Source organism: Chitinophaga filiformis (genome assembly GCF_023100805.1).
Classification (GTDB): Bacteria; Bacteroidota; Bacteroidia; order Chitinophagales; family Chitinophagaceae; genus Chitinophaga; species Chitinophaga filiformis_B.
On the sequence record NZ_CP095855.1, the window covers coordinates 7,671,108 to 7,687,118 of the forward strand.

A 16,011-nucleotide genomic window follows, 5' to 3' on the forward strand; every position below is an offset into this window, starting at 1 on the left:
CTTAAAATTTTATTCCGCGTAAACAAATGTTCTCAAATTCCACCATCGTACTGCCGTCAGCCGACATTCTGGGCGTTTCCATCGCAGTATGCACGGCAACATCCCTGAATCCGTTTGCTTCCAGCAACGCTTTGGCATCTTCTTCGTTATACAAGGTAAAACCATGGGCGCTGAAAGGTAATTGCTGCATGGTATCACGGGAACGGATGCCCAATACCAGCTCTCCACCGGTAGCTAATACACGGTGTATGGATTTAAGGGCCACTGCAGGTTCGTCCCAGAAATACAGCACATTCACAGCAAATACCTTCGTAAAGGTCCCTGCTGCAAATGACATTTCCTCTGTTCTGCCCAGGTAAAGCTGCACGCTGCCCTCCGAAATACGGGCCTGATTTTCCCGGGTGGCTTCTGCCACCATTGTCTCAGACATATCGAGGCCGGTGTACCGGATCGTGGCTTCTCTTTCAAAGAGTGCAGGAATGAAATGACCATTCCCAAAGCCTATTTCCAGTATCCGGTCCCCTGGTTTTATTCCCAGGCAATTGAGCACCATATCATAAAGCGCTGCATTCGACTTGTTCATTGCAAAGCCCACCTTTATCCCATTTTCTCCTTCCGGCCTGCGTAACTGGCTGGCCACGTCCCCGGCGCTCATTGCTGGCTTCTCCATAATACCGTGTCTGTTTACGTTACTTTAAGATGATCCTGCGTTATATTATTGAACAGAGCTGGTCAGCGCTAGCTCTTCCGTACGGACCCTGAACCAGCTACTTTGGAACTCACTTCCGGGTTGCCTTTATATCTTACATCGCCCGAACCTGCGATCTTCGCTTCCAGCTTCACGCTGGCATGTACGTCTACATTACCGCTGCCCGCGATGCTTATTTCAGCATTTTCAGAATGCAGGTCGCCGCCCTCGAAATTACCGCTGCCTGCAAGGCTGATTTCCAGGTCTTTCGTTTCGCCGCTCAGTTTAATGTTGCCGGAACCGGCTGAAGATGCCTCTACTTCGGGGCTGTTCACCGCGCCGTCGATATTACCGCTGCCGGATAGTTTCAAACGTACCCCATCATGGTTTTCCAGTGTATTGGTAATGTGTATGTTACCCGAGCCGGCGAGCGACAGATAATTTACGTCAGGAGCAGTCAATTTTATCTTGATGCCTTTATGGGTTTTTACGGAGACATGGTCCTTCAGGTCCACTACCAGCTCATTTCCATGCAGTTCAAGCCGCACATATTGAATTATGTTGTCTTCGGCCTCTATCACTGCCGGCTGGGCGGGGCCCTGCGTGAATTCGATATCCATCGATCCTTTCAGTACTACTTTTTCATAGTCGCCCACAGAACGGGTTTCCGTTGTCACGTTTCCACTGCCGTTAATACGCTGACCGTCGCAACTGTATTGGCTTACAAGCAATAGAGCAATAGCAGAAAAACAAATGATCTTCTTCATAAGGGTAATATTTGTGTTGGGTTGTAAAATGGCGATTTATACACATGTATTTTACGAATATAAGAACAATCATCTACAGACTATTCCCATTTTCAAACTTGGGATTTCATATTTGGCCTTTATCTTTGCACCACCATGACAGAAAAGATACTTATACTAGACTTTGGCTCTCAATATACGCAGCTGATCGCGCGCAGTATCAGGGAGTTGAATATTTATTGCGAAATCAAGCCTTGTCTTCAGCCGGTACAATGGGATGATACAGTTAAAGGCATTATTCTCTCCGGTAGTCCGTTCTCAGTGAACGATGCCGGTGCACCTACCGTTGACATTGCTGCCATGGCGGCAAAAGTTCCTGTACTGGGTGTCTGCTATGGCGCGCAGCTTACAGCAAAGGTATTTGGTGGCGAAGTAGCCAAAAGCTCCATCCGCGAATATGGCCGCGCGTTTATGGAACATGATAACAAGGAAGAAAAGCTCCTGTATGATATCTCTTCCCGCAGCCAGGTATGGATGAGCCACTCAGACACTATCGTGCGTATGCCCGAAGGATTTGAGATCATCGCCCATACCGACAACATCCCGGTAGCGGCCTTCAAATCTGAGACCGTGGCCAAACACCCTATCCTGGGCCTGCAGTTCCACCCGGAAGTGACCCACTCCCTGGAAGGTAAACAGCTGCTCCGCAACTTCCTGGTGCACGTCTGCGGATGTAAACAGGACTGGACACCTGCAGCTTTTGTTCAGGAAACAGTTGATAAGATCAAGGCGCAGGTAGGCGACAAAAAAGTAATAATGGCGCTCAGCGGCGGCGTAGACTCTACCGTGGCAGCCGAACTGATACACAAAGCGATAGGAAGCAACCTGTATTGCATATTCGTGGATAACGGCCTGCTCCGTAAGAACGAATTTGAAACTGTACTGGATTCCTATAAACACATGGGCCTGAACGTAAAGGGCGTAAATGCCAAAGATCTCTTCTACGGAGAACTGAAAGGTGTAAGCGATCCTGAGAAAAAACGTAAGATCATCGGCCGTCTGTTCATTGAAGTATTCCAGCAGGAAGCAAACCAGCTGAAAGATATATCCTTCCTGGGTCAGGGTACTATTTACCCGGATGTGATAGAATCCGTTTCTGTAAACGGACCTTCTGTTACTATCAAATCCCATCACAACGTGGGCGGTCTGCCGGAAAAGATGAACATGGGACTGGTAGAGCCACTGCGTTTCCTTTTCAAAGACGAGGTAAGGCGCGTAGGCCGTGAAATAGGCATCAGCGACATCTTCCTGGGCCGTCATCCTTTCCCTGGTCCGGGTCTCGCTATCCGTATCCTGGGTGAGATCACCCCTGAGAAAGTAGCTATGCTGCAGGAAGCAGACGCGGTATATATCGACGGGCTCCGTGAAGCAGAACTGTACGATAAAGTATGGCAGGCAGGTACCATCCTGCTGCCGGTACAAAGCGTAGGGGTAATGGGAGACGAAAGGACCTATGAATTCACCGTAGCTCTCCGGGCAGTAACCTCTGTTGACGGTATGACCGCCGACTGGGCACACCTGCCATATGAATTCCTGGCAAAGATGTCTAACGACATTATCAATAAAGTGAAAGGTATTAATCGAGTGGTATACGACATCAGCTCCAAACCACCGGCTACTATCGAATGGGAATAATTCCCTGCGCTATGAGTAGAAACGCTTAACACTGAGTACTTTATACATTCTCATCTCAGTGTTAAGCGTTTCTTGTTCAACGCCCGGGAACGATTTTTGTAATTAATCATCGCTATGAGTAAATCCAAAATATGCAGTCTGATGGTCACTGCCTGTGCACTGACCATTCTGCTGTCTGCCTGTTCGCTGTTCAAAAGCAGTAGCAGCAGCACCCCCACTGCTCCGCCAACAACTGTCACAAAACCTAAAGAGGACGAAAAGAAAAAGGATGAGAAAAAGAATGATGAAAAAGCAGCCCCTTTCAACGTACCGGCATTTGCCCGTGAAGTGAAAAAAAGCTCCTACAACATTGCACTCTTTGCTCCCCTGTATCTTGACTCCGTTTTCACAAATGGTACAGAACTTTCCGGTCGCACGTTGCCCCGTTATGTATTACCCGGCCTTGATTTTTACGAAGGCGCCCAGCTGGCGCTCGACAGCCTGCAACAGCAGGGTGTAAAGCTCAATGTACACGTATATGACAGCAAATCCAGGGCTAACAGTGTCGATAACCTGATAAGAAATAAATCGCTGGACAGCGTTGACCTCATTATTGCAGCGGTAAGCTCTCCCGAGATCCAGGAGCTCAGCAACGTAGCCCGTCAGAGAGAAGTGAACCTGGTGTCTGCCACTTATCCCAATGATGGCGGCATCACCGCCAATCCCTTCCTGCTGATCACCAACAGCATGCTCCGGACACATGGAGAAGCCCTTCAGCGTTACCTGCAGGAAGCATTTGCTACTAAGAACATCCTGCTGTTCCATCGTAACAGCGCCTTCGAAAAACGCCTTGCCGCCGATTTCAAGGCCGATTATGAGAAAATGCAAAATCCTAAAAAATCACACATCCGCGAGGTGATCTGGAGTGATGCCATGACAGACGGAGAATTGTCGCAGTTCCTGCTGGCCGACAGACCGAACCTCTGTATCATTACCGCCCTGGACGAGGCCAATGCAAAGGCCATCCTGCGCAAACTCAGCGTACAGACAGGTACTTATCCTATCCAGGTATACGGTATGCCTACCTGGGATATCATGAAGTTCAAAGAACCTGAGTTCAAGGATATGCAGATTTACTATACGTCTCCTTACTTCAACGATAAGACCAACGCTTACAGCCGTTATATCACCGATTATTTCAAGCGCATCTACAAATCCCGTCCGTCTGATATGGCCTTCAAAGGATTTGAGCTGACCTGGTATTTCGTAAAACAGCTGAGCGATAAAGGGGTTTACTTCAATGGTAGCCTGAACGATCCTTCTAAAAAAGTGTTCAACAATCTTAATTATCAGCCGGTATATCTGAAAGATGGTGCTACTATGCCTGATTATTTTGAAAATAAGAACATCAACATCATACAAAAGAACGATAGCAGCGATGTAAGGATGAATTTCCAGTAAACATGACTGTGGTTCCTTTTAACGCAAAGAGGGTGTCCGTTAACAGCGGCGCCCTCTCTGTTTTTTCCGCCATTCCTTTTAGCCCCTAGCCATAACTACCTCCGACAAAAAAGACGTTTCGTTCCTGCAATAGCATGGTGCCGGATCTGTGTCTAACATGTATAAGCAGCCTGGATCCGGGTGGATATTAAAATCCCCGGCGGATAGACGAATAAACCAGAACGGCACCGTGTTATATATTGTAACGTTACAGGAGTATGGATTTGATGTATAATCCAGGGACAATGCCTTACACCCCAAAAAAGGATGCCTCCGATATCGGGACATCCATTTTCATTAAATGTGACTGAGGGGGGTTACATTGAGGATTCGAGACCGGGGTAATAATGCAGATAGTAATTTTGTGTTGCTCTTTACTATATAGTCTGTGAAAGTGCTTAAATCTTCGCGCTATAATACAAATTTCTCCTGCTTTCTCATCCCGAACTCCACCCCGACCCCACACCAGGAGCTGTTGAAACGCACACACACCACACAAAAACATCAACACCACAGCCAATTTAAAGGAATTTTATACTTTTTTTGAAGGATTTCGGCAGCAATGTCAAAATAATATCAAAACTCACCTTCATCACGCATGAAAATTGCATACTTTGCTTTCATATGCAGGTATTACAGTTTACGGACAAGGGTATTTACTGCCCGGCAGGAGATTTTTACATTGATCCCTGGCAACCTGTGGAACGGGCTGTTATTACCCACGCCCATTCCGACCACGCCAGGTATGGTAATAGACACTATCTCTGCCATCATGATAGCGTTCCTCTTTTGCAGTTGAGGCTCGGGCAGGATATCAGCGTGCAGGGCGTCGCCTTCGGCGAAAATATCCGTTATAACGGCGTCACAATTTCCCTGCATCCTGCAGGGCACATTATCGGGTCAGCACAGGTGCGGGTACAGCAGGAAAACGAGGTATGGGTGGTGAGCGGCGACTATAAAGTGGAAAACGACGGCATATCGGGGCAGTTTGAGCCGGTTCGCTGTAATACATTCATTACAGAATGCACCTTTGGACTTCCCATCTACAACTGGCAGCCACAGGGCGTCATCTTCAGTAACATCCGGCAGTGGATACAGGACAACCAGGCGGCGGGCAAGAACAGCGTGTTGCTGGGTTACAGCCTGGGAAAGGCCCAGCGGCTGTTGTACCATCTCCGTGACGCCACCCCACAGATCTGGGCGCATGGGGCCATCTATATTCCTCATCAGTTACTGAGAGAAAAAGGCTGGGACCTGCCGGAAATCCAGCGTATCACACCGGAAACACCGGCATCTGTCTATAAGAACAATCTTATTATCGGCCCTCCTTCTGCAGCAGACAGCTCGTGGATGCGCCGGTTCAATCCATACGCCCTTGGCGTGTGCAGCGGGTGGATGCAGGTACGGGGCCATATGCGCCGTCGTAACGCCGATGCCGGTTTTGCCTTGTCAGACCATGCCGACTGGACAGGCCTGCTACAGGCCGTGAAAGCCACCGGCGCTGAGAAGGTATATACAACCCATGGCTTCAGCAGTGCCTTTGCCCGTTACCTGACAGAAAACGGGATACCTGCACAGGAAGTGAAAACAGAATATGGTGATATGGATGAAGAGGCAGGAATGCCCGAAACCATCGCTAACGATCAATAACACCAGGTATGAAAGAATTTGCCGCACTGATAAGAATATTGAGCAACAGTACCAAGACCAATGAGAAACTGGATGCGCTAAGCCGGTACCTGGCTGCTGCAGATGCTCCTGACCGCCTCTGGGTGCTGGCATTGTTCACCGGCAGGCGGCCCAAACGTACCGTCAACGCTACCCAGCTTAGCACCTGGTGCCTGCAGATGACGGGTTTACCCGCCTGGTTATATGAAGAGTGTTATCATACCGTGGGGGACCTTGCTGAAACGATCGCCCTCCTGTTGCCGCCAGGTAAAAGCCTCTCTGCCCATCCTTTGCATTACTGGGTAGAACAGCTCATACAACTTGAAAAAGCGGACGAAAGCACCAAACAGACCTTCATCCTCAGGGCATGGGAAGAACTCGATACCAGTGAAAGATTTGTGTTCAATAAACTGATCACCGGTGGCTTCCGCATTGGCGTGTCGCAGCAAACGATGGTGAATGCCCTGGCAAATACCTACAACATTCCCGCTGCTACTATCTCACATATGATCAGTGGGAACTGGGACCCGCAGCAGACCACCATCGAGGCCCTGCTCAGTGAAAACATTACAGAAGCTGATGCTTCCAAGCCCTTCCCTTTTTACCTGGCTTATGCCCTGGAAGCCGATCCGGCAGAACTGGGCGCGCCCGAACAATGGCAGGCGGAATGGAAATGGGACGGCATCCGCGGACAGATCATCAAACGCAACGGACAATTGTTCGTATGGTCCCGCGGCGAAGAGCTCATCACCGACAAGTTCCCCGAATACCAGCCCTTGCTGGAGCTGCTTCCCGAAGGCACCGTGCTGGATGGGGAGATCCTCACATTTGCGAACGGCGCCCCCCTGCCTTTTCAGACATTGCAGACCCGCATAGGGCGGAAGAACGTGACCCGCAAACAACTACAGGAAGCTCCTGTGGCTTTTCTCAGCTATGACCTGCTGGAATGGGAAGGACAGGATATACGTACAACCGCATTGCAGGAACGCCGGATACTTTTGGAACAGGTGGTGGAACAGATCAATCACCCTACCCTTCGCCTTTCGCCCGCTATTACCTTCCACGATTGGGATGAACTGGCCAGTTTCAGGTTGCAGGCCAGGGAAAAAGGCAGCGAGGGCCTGATGCTGAAGAAACTGGATTCCATGTACCAGGTAGGCCGCAAACGGGGCGACTGGTGGAAATGGAAGATAGATCCGCTCACGGTAGATGCAGTAATGATCTATGCACAGAAAGGACATGGCCGCCGCTCTAATCTGTATACCGACTACACTTTCGCCGTCAGGGATGGCGATCAGCTGGTGTCTTTTGCCAAAGCTTATTCCGGCCTGACAGACAAAGAGATCAATGAAGTGGACAACTGGGTCAAAAAGAACTCGTTAGAAAAATTTGGCCCGGTAAGGACCGTGAAACCGGAACTGGTGTTTGAGATCGGCTTTGAAGGAATTGCCGCCTCCAACAGGCATAAGTCGGGCGTGGCACTACGCTTCCCCCGTATACTTCGCTGGCGGAAAGACAAACCACCTGCAGAGATCAATACCCTGGAGGATTTACAGCAGCTACTACGAACACATAAATAAATAAGGAACTTTGAAGGAATATTGAAGCTAATTAGTATATTGTACTTAATTTTGCTTTTGAAACGGAACATTATTCTATACTAATATGAATAACCTGGGAAATAACAAAAAAGATAACGCAACTGAAAATATTGCGCTGGATGAAAAGGATATTGCTATCCTCCAGTTGCTGGAGGAAGATGCCAAGATGACCATCCGTGATCTGGCAGCAAAACTGAACCTGAGCGCAACTCCCGTTTATGAACGTATCCGTAAAATGGAACAGGCAGGCGTTATCAGGCAGTATGCTGCCATTGTTGATCCCAGTAAGATTGATAAAGCCCTTACCGTACTATGCTATATCTCCCTGAAAGAGCATGGTAAAAAAGCAGGTAGTAAATTTATCAAAGAGATCACCTCTTTCCCTGAAGTGATGGAATGTCTCAACATTTCAGGCCAGTTTGATTTCATGCTGAAAGTGCAGGTAAAAGACATGCTTGCCTATCATGAATTCAATGTAAACAAACTGGGCGAGCTGGATAATATCCGTCACATGGAAAGTGTGTTCGTGATGTCAGTGATCAAAGCTACACACAGGGTGGTATATTAACTGCTTACAATTTCCTTAGGCCCTCATAACCGGGAAAGAGAATATAGGTATTGATATCTTCACCCTTAGGATGTACCGTAATGGCAGTACATAGCTGCTTACCGCCTTTCTCCGTTGTCATCTCAAATGCAATGCCTGCTTTACGCACATCATACAATATGATCTTCCTGCTTTTCTGTTTATCCTGGTATTGTGCCACGACCTTGATAGCGGGAAATAGTTTTTTCACTTCTATATAAGAGCTGCCTACCCGCAGTCCTTTTTCCGTTGTAAAGGAAGAAGTATTCACACGGATCTGCTTCACTACCATTGCCTCCTTACCGTTTGTTTCTTCTCTTACGGAATAAACAGCCAGGTATCTGCTGGAGTCGATACTCTTATCTTTTTTGTGGCTATACCAGATGCTCCATGCCTTTCCCATGGCAGCGTCTCCGCCATCGGCGGGTCCCAGCGCCGCAGCCATATCATCTGCGGTAGCGCCTATTTTTGAGTTTCCTATATACTGCCCGGGTTCTATTCTCCAGGCTGTCTGTGCCATTGCCGGTGCTATCATCAGCAGAAATGCCGCCCCTAAAAAGTAAAGGTGTTTCATAGTTGTTCTTTTATGCAAAGAAAGACAAAAAACACGCCACATCGCTTATAAATTATGCTTACATTAATGTTATGAATCGTAAGCACTTCCTGTCAGCACTGGCCACCGCAGCAGGACTCACCACATTGCCGGCGCTCGCCCGTTTACAACAGGCCGCCGCAGCCCTGCAGCCACATGAAGAAAGATTATTGATCCCGCCTTACCTCAGGCCCGGCGATACTATTGGTATCACCTGTCCTGCAGGACACATCACTATGGAAGAAATAAAACCAGCTATCAACATCATACAAAGCTGGGGCTTTAAAATACGTGTAGGCAATACTGTTAATAAAACTGATTTCAGCTTCGGAGGCACCGACGAGGAACGCCGGCAGGATATGCAGGATATGCTGGACGATTCCGCCATTAAAGCGATCATGTGCGCCCGTGGCGGTTATGGAAGCGCACGTATCGTAGATCAGCTGGATTTCTCCAGCTTTGTGCAACAACCTAAGTGGATCATCGGTTTTAGTGATATTACGGTACTACATTGTCATATTAATCGCCTGTATGGTATTGCCACCTTACACTCAAAAATGTGCAACAGTTTCCCGGATGATTTCAGTAAGGCTGAACCTATTGTACAACAAACTATTTCTTCTATCAGGGATGCGTTGTCTGGCCAGCAACTGCACTATACCACTTTCTCTGATTCCCGCAACCGAACCGGCGCCGCGAAAGGCGTTCTCGCAGGCGGTAATCTTTCAATGATCCAGAGTGTGCTTGCTACTAACTCAGAGCTGAATACCATTGGCAAGATCCTTTTCCTCGAAGAAGTAGGGGAATATCTTTACAGCCTTGACCGCATGTTCAACAGCCTTCAACGCGCACATAAGCTGGACAATCTTGCAGGATTGATCATTGGTGGCTTTAACCGCATCAAACCTGATGACCCGGGCGAAGAATTTGGCAGGACAGTATATGACATTGTGATGGAGAAAGTGAAGGATTATACATACCCGGTGTGCTTTGGTTTTCCCGTGGGACATCAGAAAGATAATTATGCACTGAAATGCGGAGTGATGCATCAGTTGACGGTTGGGAAAGAAGAGGTGACACTGGATGAGTTGAGGAACTAAGCGGCTATCTGACATCTTTTTCCGGATTTTTTTAAAAAAAATCCGGAAAAACGCTTGACTCTTACCTGTCACCCCCAGCCCATGTCACTAATCCCATACTTGCTTTTCCTCCCCCTTCTCCCTATCTTACAGCATCGAATTCCCTTCCATGAAAGCACACATCACTGTACTGGTATTTTGCATCGCAATCCTTACATCCTGCAAAAAAGATGACAACGTCCATGTCATGCAGGAAGGCACCTATAACAACAGGAAACTAGCCACTGCCGGCCCTGTTACGCTGTACGTCGGCAACAAAACCATTACTGAACATACTTTTATCCACGCCTTCCTTGAAAGAAGGATCAGCAGCTGGCTGGCGGATAGCACCTTCAGGGAACAGCCCGGGATCAACATACCGTTTATCTTTACTTCGGTAACCATCCAGGGAGACTTTGCCTATTACACATCAGATCCGGGCAACAGCTACCAGGATACTTTCCGCATCAACCCTCTTTCTGCCAATACAAGACTGCTTGCAGCCAATAGTGAATCTATTATAAAACCTACTGTGGCTGGAGAATTAAGCTGTTTGAATGTGGCAAAGTATGTACGCCGTAATCCGCCCACATATGCATGTAGCTACTTCAATTATCCCAACAGCTACTGCACCGGCCATAAACTAATGCAGCTGAATGTAGAGAGCGATTACCTGGTGATACCGGTATTGACATATTACTTCGCCCGCCCTATTGCTCCCGGTATCGTTTGTCATACTTACGAGCGTTACATCAGCGATGATTTTAATAAGGATATTCTTGGTAAATTACGTCCGGAAGATACACTCGCCGTACAAACCTATTTTGTAAAACTCTATAAGCAATAATCCTGTATTTATGAAACCATCCATGTTACTGATTTGCGCGCTGCTACTTTGTCCTGGCTGTGAGAGCGATGACGCGGCTCCTTACCCGACCGGCAATTATGAAAGCGTTGCCAATATTAAAAATGACCCGGTAACATTGTATACAAAAGATAAGGTCATTACAGATGTTGCTTTTATCCAGGCTTATCTTGAACGCAACCAGGTATATGGTTTCTTTGATCTGACAGCCGGTACAGCGGAATCTCCCATACATGTAACATTCGACAACAGGGTCTCCGACAGCGTCTATTTCAGATCAGTATCCGGCAATAGTGCGCTTGAATTGATCTTTAACCAGGTGTACTATGATAACAATGCAGCTATATTACTGGGTCGCGACAGCTTACCGGGATTCCCGGCCGATGACGGTGAATTGAGCTGTTCAAATGTCGGCATTAATATCCGCCGGCATCCGCTGCTTACCTTCTGCGATGCTTCAGGCATGCCGGGTGCATTGGTATGTAAAACAAGATACCGGATGCCGGTAGCAATGGAAGGCGATCGTCTTTCCCTTCCTGTTATCAGTTATCGCTTCAGCACCAGGACAAGTAATGCGAATTGTGCTTCGGGAGAAAGGTATGCTTATGGGTATTTGAACGCTGATGCCTTAAAAACGATACATACGCAGGATACACTGCTGGTGCAGACAAGAATGTTAGTTTTGGAGAGGAAATAAACAGGAAGTACATACAGGCCGCTAAACATAATAGTAGCTCAATATGAATCAGACTTTCAGCCGGAAAGTTCAGCGCCCGGTTCCACGTTATTTTTTGTATATTTAGTTTGTCCTTAACCCTTTTTATGTCGCATTCCCGTATTGGGCGTTGTCCTTTATAGTATCGCACCATAATTCGCCCCGCTCATCTGACCATTGACATGTCTTTGTTTTTCCCTAATTTCATCACCTGATGAAAAACAAAGCGCGCGGATGGCAAGTGATAACAGAATGGCTCGCTGCACATGACAGGAAGCCTTTTGCTTTCCAGGAAGAAGCCTGGGAGCATTACCTGCAAGGCAGATCAGGCCTTGTAAACGCCCCTACCGGTTACGGTAAAACCTTCTCTCTCTTCCTGGCGGTGGTGATCGACTGGATCAATAAACACCCGAAGGATTATCAGCAGAAAACAAAGAACGGCCTGCAAATGATGTGGATCACTCCGCTACGCGCATTGGCAAAAGATATTGCCCGCGCCATGGAGGAAGTACTGCAGGAACTTAATATGTCCTGGCAGGTTGGTATACGCAGTGGGGACACCCCTATTTCTACCCGTCAGCAGCAAAAGAAACAGATGCCGGAGATATTGATCATCACACCGGAAAGCCTGCACCTGCTGATGGGACAAAAAGAATATGCGAAGGTCTTTACACACCTGACAACAGTGGTGGCAGATGAATGGCATGAACTACTGGGCAGCAAGCGTGGGGTAATGGTGGAACTGGGCCTCAGCCGGCTCCGTGGTCTGGCAAAGAAGGCAGGGCGACCTCCCCTGAAGGTATGGGGCATCTCGGCCACTATCGGCAACCTGGAAGAAGCGCTGGATGTCTTATTGGGCCGGCCGGACCCGGAGGCGGTGATCATACGCGCCAGACTGGGCAAGAAGATAGAACTGCAAAGCATCCTGCCGGATGAGATCGAAAAATATCCCTGGGCAGGCCACCTGGGTACCAGGTTGCTCTATAAAGCCCTGCCGGTGATCATGAACAGTCAGACCACCCTCATATTTACAAACGTCCGTTCACAAACGGAGATCTGGTACCAGGAAATATTGCGCCAGTGCCCTGAACTGGCGGGCGCTATTGCCCTCCATCATGGCTCTATCGATGCGGAGCTCCGGGTATGGGTGGAAGAAGCCCTGCACACCGGCGTGCTGAAAGCAGTTGTATGCACCTCCAGTCTTGACCTGGGCGTAGATTTCAGGCCTGTGGACACGGTGATACAGGTGGGTAGTCCGAAGGGAGTAGCCCGTTTCCTGCAGAGAGCCGGCAGAAGCGGTCACCAACCCGGCGCCACCAGTAAGATCTGGTTCCTGCCCACACATAGCCTTGAACTGGTGGAGGCAGCGGCATTGAAGGCGGCGATGGAAGAACAGCTGGTAGAGAGCCGCCTGCCCGTTCTACTGGCCTTTGACGTGCTACTGCAATACCTGATGACGCTCGGCATCTCAGATGGTTTTCATGCGCCTGAAATATGGGAAGAAGTGACGGGGACTTTCTGTTTCCGTGATATGACGGAAGATGAATGGGCCTGGATATTATCTTTTCTGTCTACCGGTGGAGAAGCGCTGTATAGCTACGATGAGTTCAAAAAACTGGAAAGGGAGGGCGATTTCTTCATCTGTCGCAGCCGTATGCTGGCCATGCGGCACCGCCTGCACATCGGCACCATCGTGAGCGATGCCATGCTGAAAGTGAAGTTCATGAGCGGAGGCTTTATTGGTATGATCGAAGAATGGTTCGTTGCACGCCTGCAGCCGGGCGATGCTTTTAGCCTGGGAGGACGCACACTCGAATTTGTGATGATCAAAGATATGACGGTGCTGGTGCGCAAGTCGGCCGCCAAACGGGCCATTGTGCCCAGTTGGATGGGAGGACGGCTTCCTCTTTCTGCCAATCTCGGAAAGATATTACGCCGCACTTATAATGAGGCACTATCCGGCAAATCGGATATGCCGGAGATCAAAATATTGCAACCGCTGTTCGACTTACAGGAGCAATTGTCGCATATACCGAAAGACAATGAGCTGCTCATTGAAATGATCCATACCCGCGACGGTTATCATATGTTCGTCTATCCTTTTGAAGGACGACTGGTGCATGAAGTGATGGCTGCCCTGCTGGCCTACCGTATCAGTAAGCGCCAGCCCATTACCTTTTCAATGGCGATGAACGATTACGGGTTTGAGCTGCTTTCCGATCAGCCAATTCCTGTCAGCGACGGAGACGTGCACGATCTGTTTTCCCTTGAGAACCTGAGCAATGACCTGCAGGCCAGTGTGAACTCCACAGAAATGGCCCGCCGTAAGTTCAGGGATATTGCTGTCATTGCCGGCCTGATATTCCAGGGTTACCCTGGTAAGCACAAAGCCAGTCGTCACCTGCAATCGTCTGCCTCCCTGCTGTTCAACGTGTTCAGGGACTACGATCCGCAGAACCTGCTGCTGCGGCAGGCATTCAATGAGGCCTTCTTCTACCAGATGGAAGAGGCACGTCTGAGGGAAAGTCTGGAGCGTATTTACAACAGCGATATTATTATTACAGCGCCTGAGGCATTGACACCATTCTGTTTTCCGATCAAGGTAGACAGTCTCCGCGAAGAGCTCACCAGTGAAAAACTGGAAGACAGGATCAAAAAAATGCGTCCGCAGATATAGTTTGAGAGAGATACAGTAGTTTTACCGGAGATTATGGAGGAAGTGATTTACAGACACCAGGACCAGACCTGGCATTTATCGGCCCACCGGGCTATTTTCTGGAAAGAAGAACAGGCGCTGATCGTGTCTGACCTGCACCTGGGTAAATCCGCCCATTTCAGGAAAGCAGGAATAGCCGTTCCTGCCAACATCGGGCAAGACGACCTGTACCGCCTGCAGTTGCTGATTACTGCCTATAACCCCTCCCAGATCATTATTGTAGGAGATATGTTCCACAGCCGGGAGAACAATGACGTGCCTTACTTTAAACTCTGGCGTCAGCAATTTGCACATATCCGTTTCAAACTGGTAAAAGGCAATCATGATATATTGCCTGCCGCTACCTATGAAGCGCTGAACGTCGAGGTGTTTGATACGCTGATCATCCGCGATATTCATTTCATACATGAGCCCTGCTCGGAAGAAGATGCAGCGGGGTATACTTTCTCGGGGCACCTGCACCCGGGGATCGTTGTTGCCGGCGCGGGACGGCAGCGCTTACGCCTGCCCTGTTTCTACTTCGGCAGGCATTGCAGCATTTTACCCGCTTTCGGGCGCTTTACGGGCCTCGCCATGCTGGAGCCAGCTGTTGATGAGGCAGTATTCGTTATCGCTGAAAATAACGTCTTAAAAGTCAATTAATGCTGGTTGCCTACGATCCCATATATGCACATCCCTTACCCGAAGGTCACCGGTTCCCTATGTTGAAATATGAGCTTATTCCTGCGCAACTTTTAAGGGAAGGTGTGATCACCGATAAACAGCTGCATACACCGGCTCCTTCAGATGAAGCGACCATCCTGCTTACACATACGCCCGGCTACTGGTATAAGCTACAGCATCAGACCTTGTCTGACAAAGAGCAGCGCCGTATCGGCCTGCCCCAGTCACCTGCGCTGACGCTACGTGAGATCGTGATCTGCCAGGGAACAATAGATTGTGCGCTGCACGCGCTGGATCATGGTGTGGCATTGAATGTAGCGGGTGGCACGCACCACGCCTTCGCAGATCATGGAGAAGGTTTCTGCCTGCTGAACGATTTTGCTGTTGCTGCCAATTATCTGCTGCAGCAAAAGCTGGTGAAGCAGGTGCTGATCATCGACCTGGATGTGCATCAGGGAAATGGCACGGCAGCTTTATTTGCGGGCCGGCCGGATGTATATACCTTCAGTATGCATGGTGCGCATAACTATCCTTTTCACAAGGAAATATCCGACTGGGATGTACCCCTGCCCGATGGTATGCACGACGACGATTATCTTCGTACACTGGCTGATTGCCTGCCGGTCTTGATGGATAAAGTAAAGCCTGATTTTGTGTTCTATCTGTCGGGAGTGGATATCCTGCAAACTGACCGTTATGGTAAGCTGAAGGTCACTCCGCAGGGTTGCAGAAAACGGGATGAGCTGGTATTCCAGGCGATGAAGCAACATGATATTCCCTGCGCAGTGGCAATGGGCGGCGGGTATTCAACACATATCCGGGATATTGTGAATGCGCATTGCAATACGTTTAAGGCAGCGGCGGAGATATTCGGGTAAT

At 48.9% G+C, this 16,011-nt stretch carries 14 protein-coding genes; 11 read left to right on the plus strand and 3 right to left on the minus strand.

Going from position 1 to position 16,011, the window contains the following annotated elements:
- Nucleotide 1: 1 nt before the first annotated feature.
- Both MYF79_RS29965 and MYF79_RS29970 read right to left on the minus strand, forming a co-directional pair.
- Nucleotides 2-670, minus strand: a complete 669-nt coding sequence (locus MYF79_RS29965; protein WP_247811527.1) for a class I SAM-dependent methyltransferase — start codon at nucleotides 668-670, stop codon at nucleotides 2-4.
- Between the two features lie 68 nt (nucleotides 671-738).
- The gene (locus MYF79_RS29970; RefSeq protein ID WP_247811528.1) at nucleotides 739-1,455 is read right to left on the minus strand and encodes a head GIN domain-containing protein; all 717 of its coding nucleotides are present in this window, start codon (nucleotides 1,453-1,455) and stop codon (nucleotides 739-741) included.
- Nucleotides 1,456-1,590: 135 nt separating this feature from the next.
- Between MYF79_RS29970 and guaA the strand changes: the two genes are divergently transcribed.
- The 5 genes from guaA (at nucleotide 1,591) to MYF79_RS29995 (ending at nucleotide 8,445) form a co-directional block, all read left to right on the plus strand.
- Nucleotides 1,591-3,129, plus strand: coding sequence for a glutamine-hydrolyzing GMP synthase (gene guaA / locus MYF79_RS29975; RefSeq protein WP_199653177.1), 1,539 nt, complete (start codon nucleotides 1,591-1,593; stop codon nucleotides 3,127-3,129).
- 114 nt (nucleotides 3,130-3,243) lie between these two features.
- A complete protein-coding gene (locus tag MYF79_RS29980) occupies nucleotides 3,244-4,569 on the plus strand; it encodes an ABC transporter substrate-binding protein (protein ID WP_247811529.1) in 1,326 nt (441 codons plus the stop codon).
- 663 nt (nucleotides 4,570-5,232) lie between these two features.
- Entirely contained in the window at nucleotides 5,233-6,258 is a 1,026-nt protein-coding gene (locus tag MYF79_RS29985) for a ligase-associated DNA damage response exonuclease (protein ID WP_247811530.1), read from the plus strand.
- 8 nt (nucleotides 6,259-6,266) lie between these two features.
- Complete coding sequence (locus tag MYF79_RS29990; RefSeq protein WP_247811531.1) at nucleotides 6,267-7,856, plus strand: ATP-dependent DNA ligase; 1,590 nt, start codon at nucleotides 6,267-6,269, stop codon at nucleotides 7,854-7,856.
- A gap of 85 nt (nucleotides 7,857-7,941) precedes the next feature.
- The gene (locus MYF79_RS29995) at nucleotides 7,942-8,445 is read left to right on the plus strand and encodes an Lrp/AsnC family transcriptional regulator (RefSeq protein ID WP_199653181.1); all 504 of its coding nucleotides are present in this window, start codon (nucleotides 7,942-7,944) and stop codon (nucleotides 8,443-8,445) included.
- Between the two features lie 4 nt (nucleotides 8,446-8,449).
- Here MYF79_RS29995 and MYF79_RS30000 read toward each other — a convergent pair whose 3' ends face one another.
- Nucleotides 8,450-9,037, minus strand: coding sequence for a hypothetical protein (locus tag MYF79_RS30000; protein WP_247811532.1), 588 nt, complete (start codon nucleotides 9,035-9,037; stop codon nucleotides 8,450-8,452).
- Nucleotides 9,038-9,108: 71 nt separating this feature from the next.
- Between MYF79_RS30000 and MYF79_RS30005 the strand changes: the two genes are divergently transcribed.
- The 6 genes from MYF79_RS30005 (at nucleotide 9,109) to MYF79_RS30030 (ending at nucleotide 16,010) form a co-directional block, all read left to right on the plus strand.
- The gene (locus tag MYF79_RS30005) at nucleotides 9,109-10,155 is read left to right on the plus strand and encodes an LD-carboxypeptidase (RefSeq protein ID WP_247811533.1); all 1,047 of its coding nucleotides are present in this window, start codon (nucleotides 9,109-9,111) and stop codon (nucleotides 10,153-10,155) included.
- 148 nt (nucleotides 10,156-10,303) lie between these two features.
- A complete protein-coding gene (locus MYF79_RS30010; RefSeq protein ID WP_247811534.1) occupies nucleotides 10,304-11,020 on the plus strand; it encodes a hypothetical protein in 717 nt (238 codons plus the stop codon).
- Nucleotides 11,021-11,030: 10 nt separating this feature from the next.
- A complete protein-coding gene (locus MYF79_RS30015; protein ID WP_247811535.1) occupies nucleotides 11,031-11,735 on the plus strand; it encodes a hypothetical protein in 705 nt (234 codons plus the stop codon).
- A 232-nt stretch (nucleotides 11,736-11,967) separates the two neighbouring features.
- Nucleotides 11,968-14,430 (plus strand): ligase-associated DNA damage response DEXH box helicase, encoded by a 2,463-nt coding sequence (locus tag MYF79_RS30020; RefSeq protein ID WP_247811536.1) that lies wholly within the window; start codon nucleotides 11,968-11,970, stop codon nucleotides 14,428-14,430.
- 33 nt (nucleotides 14,431-14,463) lie between these two features.
- Nucleotides 14,464-15,111, plus strand: a complete 648-nt coding sequence (gene pdeM, locus MYF79_RS30025; RefSeq protein ID WP_247811537.1) for a ligase-associated DNA damage response endonuclease PdeM — start codon at nucleotides 14,464-14,466, stop codon at nucleotides 15,109-15,111.
- The gene (locus MYF79_RS30030) at nucleotides 15,111-16,010 is read left to right on the plus strand and encodes a histone deacetylase (protein ID WP_247811538.1); all 900 of its coding nucleotides are present in this window, start codon (nucleotides 15,111-15,113) and stop codon (nucleotides 16,008-16,010) included. The genes pdeM and MYF79_RS30030 overlap by 1 nt, the downstream gene beginning before the upstream one ends.
- The last annotated feature ends 1 nt before the right edge of the window (nucleotide 16,011 follow it).

Bases quoted from the DNA above. Each gene is read 5' to 3' on its own strand.
- MYF79_RS30020 (WP_247811536.1), top strand. From the start codon at position 11,968: ATGAAAAACAAAGCGCGCGGATGGCAAGTGATAACAGAATGGCTCGCT.
- pdeM (WP_247811537.1), top strand. From the start codon at position 14,464: ATGGAGGAAGTGATTTACAGACACCAGGACCAGACCTGGCATTTATCG.
- MYF79_RS30005 (WP_247811533.1), top strand. From the start codon at position 9,109: ATGAATCGTAAGCACTTCCTGTCAGCACTGGCCACCGCAGCAGGACTC.
- guaA (WP_199653177.1), top strand. From the start codon at position 1,591: ATGACAGAAAAGATACTTATACTAGACTTTGGCTCTCAATATACGCAG.
- MYF79_RS29965 (WP_247811527.1), bottom strand. From the start codon at position 670: ATGGAGAAGCCAGCAATGAGCGCCGGGGACGTGGCCAGCCAGTTACGC.
- MYF79_RS30010 (WP_247811534.1), top strand. From the start codon at position 10,304: ATGAAAGCACACATCACTGTACTGGTATTTTGCATCGCAATCCTTACA.
- MYF79_RS30000 (WP_247811532.1), bottom strand. From the start codon at position 9,037: ATGAAACACCTTTACTTTTTAGGGGCGGCATTTCTGCTGATGATAGCA.
- MYF79_RS29970 (WP_247811528.1), bottom strand. From the start codon at position 1,455: ATGAAGAAGATCATTTGTTTTTCTGCTATTGCTCTATTGCTTGTAAGC.
- MYF79_RS29985 (WP_247811530.1), top strand. From the start codon at position 5,233: ATGCAGGTATTACAGTTTACGGACAAGGGTATTTACTGCCCGGCAGGA.
- MYF79_RS29980 (WP_247811529.1), top strand. From the start codon at position 3,244: ATGAGTAAATCCAAAATATGCAGTCTGATGGTCACTGCCTGTGCACTG.
- MYF79_RS30030 (WP_247811538.1), top strand. From the start codon at position 15,111: ATGCTGGTTGCCTACGATCCCATATATGCACATCCCTTACCCGAAGGT.
- MYF79_RS29990 (WP_247811531.1), top strand. From the start codon at position 6,267: ATGAAAGAATTTGCCGCACTGATAAGAATATTGAGCAACAGTACCAAG.
- MYF79_RS29995 (WP_199653181.1), top strand. From the start codon at position 7,942: ATGAATAACCTGGGAAATAACAAAAAAGATAACGCAACTGAAAATATT.
- MYF79_RS30015 (WP_247811535.1), top strand. From the start codon at position 11,031: ATGAAACCATCCATGTTACTGATTTGCGCGCTGCTACTTTGTCCTGGC.